Here is a 10,404-nt window from a genome sequence, read left to right as displayed (position 1 = left end):
GACCGCCTCGTCGGCGCTCGTCGCCGCGGTCGAGATGGGCGCGACCAGGGTCGACGTGCGCGCCCGGCGGCCCGAACGGGCTGCGCCGCTGATCGATCTCGGTGCCCGGCTCGAGATCGAGGTGTCGGTGCAGGGTTTCGATTCCGGTCCGGACCCGGTGGAGCTGACGATCGCGACGCTTCCGGGTGGCACGACCATCGACTCCGATACGGTGTCGCGTCTCTCGGCAGCGGGCGGCGTGCTCTTCGACGTCGCCTATTCGCCGTGGCCGTCTGCGCTGGCGTCCGGGTGGGCCGGCGGACCCGCCGTCTCCGGTCTCGGGATGCTCCTGCACCAGGCCGTGCGTCAGATCAGGGTGTTCCGCCACGGTGATCCGACGCGAACTCTGCCTGACGAGGACGCCGTCGTGGAGGCCATGCGCGCGGTTCTGACGTCGTAGGGCGAAACGCGGCACGAGAGCCCGTCAAACCCGTGGGAGACTAGAGCAATGCTCCGCGTGCTCACGGCCGGCGAATCGCACGGCCCAGAACTCATTGCCGTCATGGAGGGTCTGCCCTCGGGCGTCCCGGTGTCCTCAGAGGCGATCCAAGCCGATCTGGCACGTCGCAAGCTCGGTTACGGCCGTGGCTCCCGCATGAAGTTCGAGCAGGACGAGCTGACGATCTCGGGCGGTGTCCGTCACGGCAAGACACTCGGCAGCCCGATCGCGCTGCGTATCGGCAACACCGAATGGCCGAAGTGGATCGAGGTCATGAACCCCGAGCCCGTCGACCTCACCGACAAGTCCCGCGGTCGAGGGGCGCCGCTGACGCGCCCGCGTCCCGGTCACGCCGATCTCGTGGGCATGCAGAAGTACGACTTCGACGAGGCGCGCCCGATCCTCGAGCGCGCGAGCGCCCGAGAGACGGCGGCTCGCGTGGCGCTCGGCGCCGTCGCCCGCTCGTTCCTCGGCGAACTGGGTATCCGACTCGTGAGCCACACGCTGTCGATCGGTCCCGTGCGGGTCCCGGAGGGATCGCCCCTGCCGTCGCCTGATGACGTGGACGCACTGGATGCCGATCCGCTGCGCTGCTTCGACCCGGCGACCTCGGAGCTCATGGTCGCCGAGGTCGACGATGCCAAGAAGGACGGCGACACCCTCGGCGGCATCGTGGAGGTGCTGGCCTACGGTCTGCCTCCCGGACTCGGCTCGCACGTGCACTGGGATCGTCGACTCGACGCCCGCCTCGCGCAGGCGCTGATGAGCATCCAGGCGATCAAGGGCGTCGAGGTCGGAGACGGGTTCGAGACCACCCGGCGCCGCGGTTCGGCAGCCCATGACGAGCTCTTCGCGACGCCCGACGGCATCAGCCGCGGATCCGACCGCGCCGGTGGCACGGAGGGCGGCATGTCGACCGGCACCGTGCTGCGTGTGCGTGCCGGCATGAAGCCGATCGCGACGGTTCCCCACGCACTCCGCACGATCGACGTCGCGAGCGGTGAAGATGCCACCGCGCATCACCAGCGGTCGGACGTCTGCGCGGTCCCGGCTGCGGGCGTCGTCGCCGAGGCCATGGTCGCCGTCGAACTCGCGCGCGCCGTGCTCGAGAAGTTCGGCGGCGACAGCATCCGCGAGACGCGTCGCAACGTCGAGGGCTACCTGGCAGCGATTCCTGCCGAGCTGCGGACGACACCGGCGTCCGAGGCTGCGCTCATCGCGCATGACGAGCGGGGCTGAGCAGCTGACGCTGGTGCTCGTCGGCCCGATGGCGGCCGGCAAGACCAGCATCGGCCGGCGGGTCGCGCGCACACTCGCGCTGCCCTTCGTCGACACCGACAAGCGGGTCGTCTCGGAACACGGTTCCATCCCGTCGATCTTCGAGGCACACGGAGAACCGCACTTCCGCGCGCTCGAGAGGGCCGCGGTCGCGCGAGCGCTGGAGGACGGCGGCGTGATCTCTCTGGGCGGAGGCGCGGTGACCGACCCCGGTACCCGAGATCTGCTGCGCGAGCATCCCGTGGTCTTCCTCACGGTGAGCCCTTCGGCGGTGGCCGATCGACTCGCCTCGGGAGGGCGTCCGCTGCTCGACGGCAACGACCCTGTGGCTCGGTGGATGCAGATCTTCGAAGAGCGCCGCGCCTGGTACGACGAGGTCGCCAGCGTGACGTTCGACACATCGAGGCGCCCGATGCAGCGCATCGCAGAAGACATCGTGGCATGGAGGAGAGATCAGGGATGAGCACGACGACAATCACCGTCACGGGAGAGAACCCGTACGACATCAGCATCGGGTGCGGCATCCTCGATCGCGTCTCTGCGGCTCTGTCGCCTGGGGTGCGGAAGGTCCTCGTCGTGCACCCGCCCACGCTCGCGGCCCGGGCCGCCGAGCTCCGCGATCGGCTGCTGGCAGATGTGAGCGAAGGCCCCCGTGAGGTGCTGCTCGCCGAGGTGCCGGATGCCGAGCAGGGCAAGCGCGTCGAGGTCGCGGCCTTCTGCTGGCAGGTGATGGGCCAGGCCGACTTCACCCGTACCGACGCCGTCATCGGATACGGCGGAGGCGCGGTCACGGACCTCGCCGGGTTCGTCGCAGCCACCTGGTTGCGCGGCATCCAGGTGGTGCACGTGCCCACGACCGTGCTCGGCCTCGTCGATGCGTCGGTCGGCGGCAAGACGGGCATCAACACGGCCGAGGGCAAGAACCTCGTCGGCGCCTTCTGGGCGCCGCGTGCCGTCATCGGCGACCTCGACGAGCTGGCGAGCCTGAGCCCGAACGAGGCCACCGCCGGCTTCGCGGAGGTGGTCAAGGCCGGTTTCATCTGGGCGCCCGAGATCCTCGACATCGTCGAGGCCGATCCTGTCCGCGCGGTCGACACCACGACCGCGGAGTTCCGTCGCGCGATCGAACTCGCGATCGACATGAAGGCACAGGTCGTGTCGAGCGACTTCCGCGAAGCCGGCCAGCGCGAGATCCTCAACTACGGGCACACGCTGGGCCATGCGATCGAGCATGCCGAACGCTACCGCTGGCGTCACGGAGCGGCGATCTCCGTGGGGATGCTCTACGCCGCCGAGCTCTCCCGGCTCGCCGGACGCCTGTCCGACAGCGCTGCAGAGCGTCACCGCACCGTACTGGAGTCGCTGGGCCTGCCCACCTCGTATCGCGCCGGTGCCTGGCAGCAGCTGCTCGCCACGATGCAGCGCGACAAGAAGAGCCGCGGCGGCATGCTGCGGTTCATCCTGCTCGATGACATCGCGAAGCCGACCGTGCTCCAGGCTCCCGACGAGTCCCTGCTCTTCGCCGCCTACCAGGAGGTCGGGGCGTGAGCCGGCGCATCCTGCTGGTCAACGGTCCGAACCTGAATCTGCTGGGCAGCCGCGAACCCGATGTCTACGGCACGGCGACGCTCGCCGACGTCGAGGACCTGACCCGCGCGGCGGCGGCCGAGGTCGGGTTCGACGTGCGGGCGATCCAGAGCAACCACGAGGGTGTGCTGATCGATGCGATCCACGCGGCGCGTGAGGACTGCGCTGCGATCGTGATCAACCCCGGCGGACTCACCCACACCTCGGTGTCGCTGCGCGACGCGCTCACGGGCGTGGCTCTGCCCTTCGCAGAGGTGCACATCTCCGACGTGTACGCGCGCGAGGAGTTCCGACACCATTCCTACCTGCACGATGTCGCGACGGTGCGCGTGATCGGAGAGGGCGTGGAGGGGTATGCGAGCGCCGTGCGGCAGCTCGCGGCGCTCATCCCGTAGAATCGACTGTCGGCTCGCGCCTCGACAGGCTCGTCGGCCCCTGAACTTTCACCCACGAACGGAACTCCAGCGCATGGCATCTACCGCAGACATCAAGAACGGCGTCGTCCTCAACCTCGAAGGCCAGCTCTGGAGCGTCGTCGAGTTCCAGCACGTCAAGCCGGGCAAGGGCGGAGCGTTCGTCCGCACCAAGCTGAAGAACGTGCTCACCGGCAAGGTCGTCGACAAGACGTTCAACGCGGGTGCCAAGGTCGAGATCGAGAACGTCGACCGCCGCGACTTCACGTACCTGTACACCGACGGCGACGGCTACGTCTTCATGGACCAGTCCGACTACGACCAGATCACGGTCGGGGCCGCCACGGTCGGAGACGCGAAGAACTTCCTGCTGGAGAACCAGCAGGTCACGATCGCCCTCAACAACGGCAACCCGCTCTACATCGACCTGCCCGCCTCGGTGATCCTCGAGATCACGTACAGCGAGCCCGGAGTGCAGGGCGACCGCTCGTCGGCCGGCACCAAGCCCGCCACGCTCGAGACCGGCTACGAGATCCAGGTCCCGCTGTTCGTCGAGACCGGCACCAGGGTCAAGGTCGACACCCGCACGGGCGACTACCTCGGTCGCGAGAAGTAAGGCGTGAGCGCCCGTACGAAGGCGCGCAAGCGCGCACTCGACATCCTGTTCTCGGCCGACGTCCGCGGTGACGAGGTCGCCGTCGCGCTGGCCTCCGAGGCGAAGCGAGCGGCATCCGAGCCCGCTCGTGAGGCCTCCTGGCTCTATGCCCGCGAAGTCGTGGACGGCATCATCGACCACCGTGACGAGATCGATGAGCAGATCACGACCCACAGCCGCGACTGGAAGCTCGAGCGGATGCCTGCCGTCGACCGTGCGCTGCTGCGGATCGGCGTCTGGGAGATCCTGTTCAACTCGGAAGTCCCGACGGCTGTCGCGATCGACGAGGCGGTCGAGCTCGCCAAGGAGTTCTCGACCGACGACTCCGGCGCGTTCGTCCACGGTGTGCTGGCGCGGGTGGCCCGCGCCGCCTGAGCGCTGAGCCGCGGCCCGACATCGATGATGTCGGTGCCTGCGGGAAGGATGAGGGCATGTCCGCGCCGCACGTCGATCTCCGCGAGATCATGCAGATCACCGACGCCGGTGGCTACAAACGAGGCCTCGCCTACTTCCGCGACGGCAACGTCCTCGATGTGGTGTGGCATGAGGATCTCCTCGAGCTCGAGGGGCACGTGAGCGGTGGGCAGGAGACGCCGTACCTGACGGAGATCACGTTCGTGTCGTCGAACGGGCGACGGCGGATGCGCACGACCAGGTGCTCGTGCCCGGTACGCACCGGGTGCAAGCACGTGGTCGCGACCGTCCTGGCGTCGAACGTGCACGAGTACTCGCAGCAGGCCGCCGCCTTGGAGGTCCCGCCCGAGCCCTCCAAGGCCCCGCCGAAGCCGGTGGCGACATCGTGGCGCACCCTGCTGGATGCCGAGGCCACGCGTCATGCGCAACCGCTCGCGCTCGGCGTCGAGCTCCGGCACCGCGAATCGCGCGCCGAGAGTCACTGGGGTCCCCGCCCCATGCGCGCGGCCACGCTGCGCGACCTCGCGCGTCCGACGGGGGAGCTGCTTCTCGCGATCCGACCGCTCATGCGCAGCGCCCAGACCGGCGCGTGGATCCAGGGACATGCGGGGTGGGACGCGGTGCGTCGCGACGCCTCGCAGTTCGGGCGCACCCAGACCCGATGGTTCGGCGACCTGCTGAGCATCTCGCGTGATTCGCTGCTCTCCGGCAACGCCGGGGAATGGATCGTCGTCGATCAGATCGAGTCGGTGCTCCTCTGGGGCCACCTTCGCAGCGGCACCGAGCTCGGTATTCCTCTCGTTCCCAGTCAGAAGAACGCCACGGTGCGTCTGGCCGGCTCCGGTGCGGTCTCGGCCGCCATCGCCCGCGGCGACGACGGCTCTCTGTCGGTCGGTGCCGAGGTGAAGGTCGACGGCGACGTGATCGACGCCGCGGCCGCGCATCCCATCGGCAGGACGGGGCTCTACACGGCGACGCTCACGGGGAACCGCATGGACATCGTCCTCGCCGAGGCGCCGCTCAGCGAGCAGACGCGCACACTTCTCGCGGCGGCTGCCCCCGTGGTCGTGCCGAAGAACGAGGAGCAGTCGTTCATCGACGATGCCTATCCGCTGCTCGCTCGACGCGCGTCCGTTCGTGCCGTGGGCGCCGTGCGCCTGCCCGAGGTGCCCGAGCCGGCTCCCGTGCTCACGGTCGCGTACGAGCGCGGCGACGTCGTGAGCTACGAGTTCGCCTGGTCGTACGGGAGCTTCGGCACCGTGCCATTCGCGTGGACCACCTCCGCGGTGCGGGACGCCGCCGTCGAAGCCACGCGGCGCGCCGAGATCGAGACGATCTGGCAGGAGCACCGTGCGACCCGTTTCCGGCCCGCCGGCTCACTGCACGACATCGACGCGGCCGACTTCGTGGCTCAGGTCGTTCCTGCTCTGGAAGCTGTCGGGGTGCGGATCGAGTCCCAGGGCGCTCGCAAGGAGTACCGGGAGCTCACCGGCGATCCGCAGGTCACGGTCACGACGGTCGAGTCGACCGATTCCGACTGGTTCGATCTCGGCATCCTCGTGTCGATCGACGGTCGCAGAATCCCCTTCGGCCCGCTGTTCACCGCCCTGAGCAAGGGGAAGAAGAAGCTGCTGCTCTCGGACGGCGGCTACTTCTCGCTGAGTCATCCGGCACTCGATCGCCTCCGCGACCTGATCGAAGAGGCCGGCGAGCTCGACGAGTGGGAGACCGGCCCCCGGATCAACCGCTACCAGGTGGACCTCTGGGAGGAGTTCGAGGATCTGGCCGACGAGGCGCAGCCGGCCGTCAGCTGGCGCGCGACGGCGGAGGGCCTGCGGCGAGCGGAGGGCGTTCCGGCCACGCCGCTTCCGTTCGGCCTCCGCGCTGAGCTGCGGACCTACCAGAAGTCCGGCTTCGACTGGCTCGCCTTCCTCTGGAAGCATCGGCTGGGCGGCATCCTCGCCGACGACATGGGTCTCGGCAAGACGCTGCAGCTGCTGACCTTCATCCAGCACACCCGGGAGATGGGAGAGACCCGACCGTTCCTGGTGCTCGCTCCCACCTCGGTGCTCAGCACCTGGCGCTCCGAGGCCGCTCGATTCACGCCGGATCTGCGCGTCGCGGTCGTCGAGAGCACGAGCACGACGCGCGCAGCCGGACTCAGTGTCGCGGCGGCGTCGGCAGACATCGTCGTGAGCTCGTACACCGTCGCCAGGCTCGACGAAGACGAGTTCCGCGAGGTCGAATGGGCGGGCCTGATCCTCGATGAGGCTCAGTTCGTGAAGAACCCGAAGACCAAGCTGCATCGGGCCATCTCGACGTTCCGTTCCGACGTCACCTACGCAGTGACCGGAACCCCCATGGAGAACAGCCTGTCGGAGCTGTGGTCGCTGTTGAAGCTCGCGGCTCCCGGACTCTTCCCGTCGGCGCGCAAGTTCCGCGATCGCTACATCCAGCCCATCGAGAAGGGCAAGGTCCCCGAGAACGAGGAGGGCGGAGAATACCGCGCCCGGCGCCTCGCGCAGTTGCGTCGACGCATCCGTCCTCTCATGCTGCGGCGCACGAAGGAACTCGTCGCCTCTGACCTTCCGGCGAAGCAGGAGCAGCTTCTCGAGGTCGACCTCAGCCCTGCGCACCGCGAGCTCTACGACGTCGTGCTGCAGCGCGAGCGGCAGAAGGTGCTCGGTCTGCTCGACGACCTCGATCGGAACCGGTTCATCGTGTTCCGCTCACTCACGCTGCTGCGCATGCTGAGCCTCGCACCGGAGCTGATCGACGGGCACGACGCGGAGATCGGGTCGAGCAAGCTCGACACCCTGCTCGACCGCGTCGTCGAGCTCCAGGCCGAGGGCCACCGAGCACTCGTCTTCAGCCAGTTCACGTCGTTCCTCGATCTCGCCGCCGCACGTCTGGACGAGGCGGGTATTCCCTACGCGCATCTCGACGGGTCGACGCGCCGCAGGCAGGATGTGATCGACTCCTTCAAGGCGGGGGAGCAGCCCGTGTTCCTGATCAGCCTCAAGGCCGGCGGGTTCGGACTCACCCTCACCGAAGCCGACTACGTGTTCCTGCTGGATCCCTGGTGGAATCCCGCCGCCGAGGCGCAGGCGATCGACCGCACGCACCGTATCGGGCAGACGAGCCAGGTCTTCGTCTATCGCATGATCTCCACCGGGACCATCGAGGAGAAGGTGCTCGAACTGCAGAGGCGCAAGGCCAGGCTGTTCACCGCCGTGATGGACGATGAGCAGCTGTTCGCGCAGTCGCTCACGGCCGACGACATCCGCGGGCTCCTCGACGGCAGCTGATTACTCCCGGCCGGTCACCCCGGCCGCACAGGGAGCCGCCGGTAGAATCGAACGGTTCACTTCAGGAGGAATGCATGCGGATCACGGGACTCGGCCACGCCGGGATGTTCATCGAGACGGCCGGCGGAAACATCATCTGCGACCCCGTTCTCGGACCCTCCTTCTTCGGCTCGTGGTTCCCGTTCCCCGACAACCGGGGGCTCGACTGGGAGCGGTTCGGCCGCGAGGCGGACTTCCTCTACATCTCGCATCGGCACCGCGACCACTTCGATCCGAAGCTCCTCGAGCGCTACATCCGCAAAGACATCGAGGTGCTGCTTCCCGAGTACCCGATCGATGATCTCGAGCAGGACATCAGGGCTCTCGGGTACACGAACATCACCTACGCGCCCGCGGGCGAGATCATCGAGCGCGGCGATCTCAAGATCATGATCACGCCGTTGCGCGCCCCCAGCGACGGACCGATCGGCGACTCGTCATTGAGCGTCGACGACGGAACCGGATCGATCCTCAACCAGAACGACTCGCACCCGCTCGATCTCGACACGCTCCTGCACTTCGGCAAGCCCGACGCCTACTTCACTCAGGTCTCCGGGGCGATCTGGTGGCCTATGGTCTACGACCTGCCGATGGACGCCAAGCAGAACTTCGCGAAGCTCAAGCGCGACGCGCAGAACAAGCGCGCGATGTACTACATCGACAAGGTGGATGCTCCGCACGTCTTCCCGATGGCCGGTCCGCCCATGTTCCTGCGCGACGACCTGTTCGACTTCAACGGAATCGGCCGCAACGGCGAGTCGATCTTCACGGATCAGAAGCAGTTCCTCGCGCACATGAAGGAGCTCTCGCCGCAGTACGACGGTCACCTGTTCGTGCCCGGCACCGTCGTCACCGTCGACGGGGCAGAGGTCACCACGACGCAGTCGCTGTACTCCGAAGCCGAGCTCGCCCACATCTTCGACGAGAAGTGGGACTACCTCGAGGAGCAGCGCTCGAGCCGTCAGCAGGAGATCCTCGACGAGGAGGCCTCGCGCGCCGAGGTGCTTCCGGCGGCCGAGATCCTCGAGGCGCTCAAGGGGTGGTGGGAGCCGCTGCTGAAGAAGTCGCGCACGATCCGCCTCGGCGTCGGCGGGTGCGTCCGGTTCAGGATCGGCGACCTCGACATGGTCGTCGACTTCCCCCGCGCCAAGGTGCGCGAGTACGCCGGGGAGGAGTGCATCTACTGGTACACGATCCCCGCAGACCTCGTCTCGACGAACATCCGCGACCACGAGATCGACTGGTCGAACTCGATCTTCCTGTCGATGCAGTTCCAGGTCGGTCGCAGCGGCAAGTTCAACGAATTCCTGACGACCTTCCTCAAGTGCCTCTCGGTCGACCGCATCGAGTACGTCGAGAACTGGTACCAGGAGCAGACCGACCAGACCGAAGACGCCGAGATCGGCGACTGGGTCGTGCAGCGTCGCTGCCCGCATCTGCGCGCCGACCTCACGAAGACCGGGAAGGTCGACGAGGACGGCATCCTGACGTGCAGCATGCACGACTGGAAGTGGGATCTCAAGAGCGGACGATGCCTGTCGACCAGCGGCCACCCGATCCGCTCGACGAAGATCGACGAGGTCACCGACGCGGTGCTCAGCGAGGCCGGCTGACGTGCGCAGCGGCTCGCACCCGCAGGGATCGGGCCGGGATGCCCGCACCTCGCGCCTGCAGTTCGACGGGCCGTTCCGCGGTGCCCGGTGGGTGGTGCGATCGGATGCTCCCCGACTGGTGCGCATCGCGACCGAGTTCCTGCAGGAGCAGGGCTTCGAGCGTCGTGACGACGGCCGCGAGAACGACGATCGTCCGCAGGGTCAGGAGTGGACGTCGAGCGCTCTCGAGATCGGCGATGAGAAGCGCTCTCGTCGCGGCTTCTGGCACGGACTGCTGAGCGATGACCTGCCGTTCCCTCTGCCTCGGGCGCTGCAGCACTCCATCCCGCCGACGCTCGTGATCGTCGCAGCCCGCCGCGTCGCGAACGGGGTGGCGGAGCTCGTCGTCTTCCCGCACATCTCCCGGAGAGGGGACGCGGAGTACGCCAGGGCGGCAGGACCGCGTATCCGTGCGGCACTCGAGGGCATCACCGCGGCTGCCGGAGCCGAAGGCGCGATGGTCTCGCACGAGTCTCTGCGCGGGGTGCCTGACGACGGCGCCCCGTTCTCGCAGGCGGTCGTCCGCGACGTTCTCGGTTGGCGCTGACCGCGCTAGACTGGTTCCATCAAGCAACCTTTA

At 68.0% G+C, this 10,404-nt stretch carries 9 protein-coding genes and 1 pseudogene; all 10 read left to right on the top strand.

Features of this window, described 5'->3' with window-relative positions; genetic code table 11:
- Nucleotides 1–439: pseudogene (locus RTM68_RS01640) on the top strand (shikimate dehydrogenase); the annotation flags it as partial.
- Nucleotides 440–487: 48 nt separating this feature from the next.
- Nucleotides 488–1,717: a chorismate synthase gene (aroC, locus tag RTM68_RS01635; protein ID WP_312167690.1), complete on the top strand. Its 1,230-nt coding sequence runs from the start codon at nt 488–490 to the stop codon at nt 1,715–1,717.
- Nucleotides 1,701–2,219 carry a shikimate kinase gene (locus tag RTM68_RS01630; protein ID WP_312167689.1) on the top strand — a complete coding sequence of 173 codons (519 nt, stop codon included), beginning with the start codon at nt 1,701–1,703 and terminating at the stop codon, nt 2,217–2,219. Before aroC ends, RTM68_RS01630 begins: the two co-directional genes overlap by 17 nt.
- A complete protein-coding gene (aroB, locus tag RTM68_RS01625; protein WP_312167687.1) occupies nt 2,216–3,304 on the top strand; it encodes a 3-dehydroquinate synthase in 1,089 nt (362 codons plus the stop codon). Before RTM68_RS01630 ends, aroB begins: the two co-directional genes overlap by 4 nt.
- Entirely contained in the window at nt 3,301–3,738 is a 438-nt protein-coding gene (aroQ, locus tag RTM68_RS01620) for a type II 3-dehydroquinate dehydratase (RefSeq protein WP_312167685.1), read from the top strand. Before aroB ends, aroQ begins: the two co-directional genes overlap by 4 nt.
- A 73-nt stretch (nt 3,739–3,811) precedes the next feature.
- Nucleotides 3,812–4,372, top strand: a complete 561-nt coding sequence (gene efp, locus RTM68_RS01615; protein ID WP_194763920.1) for an elongation factor P — start codon at nt 3,812–3,814, stop codon at nt 4,370–4,372.
- 3 nt (nt 4,373–4,375) lie between these two features.
- Entirely contained in the window at nt 4,376–4,786 is a 411-nt protein-coding gene (gene nusB / locus RTM68_RS01610) for a transcription antitermination factor NusB (protein WP_194763919.1), read from the top strand.
- 56 nt (nt 4,787–4,842) lie between these two features.
- On the top strand, nt 4,843–8,133 hold the full coding sequence (locus RTM68_RS01605; RefSeq protein ID WP_312167683.1) for a DEAD/DEAH box helicase: 3,291 nt from the start codon (nt 4,843–4,845) through the stop codon (nt 8,131–8,133).
- Nucleotides 8,134–8,207: 74 nt separating this feature from the next.
- A complete protein-coding gene (locus RTM68_RS01600; protein ID WP_312167681.1) occupies nt 8,208–9,785 on the top strand; it encodes a Rieske 2Fe-2S domain-containing protein in 1,578 nt (525 codons plus the stop codon).
- Between the two features lies 1 nt (nt 9,786).
- Nucleotides 9,787–10,371, top strand: coding sequence for a hypothetical protein (locus RTM68_RS01595; RefSeq protein ID WP_312167679.1), 585 nt, complete (start codon nt 9,787–9,789; stop codon nt 10,369–10,371).
- The last annotated feature ends 33 nt before the right edge of the window (nt 10,372–10,404 follow it).

The sequence above is a fragment of the Microbacterium sp. genome (genome assembly GCF_031988965.1).
Classification (GTDB): Bacteria; Actinomycetota; Actinomycetes; order Actinomycetales; family Microbacteriaceae; genus Microbacterium.
Note: the sequence above shows the minus strand (reverse complement) of the source record. Positions and strands in the feature narration are given on the sequence as shown.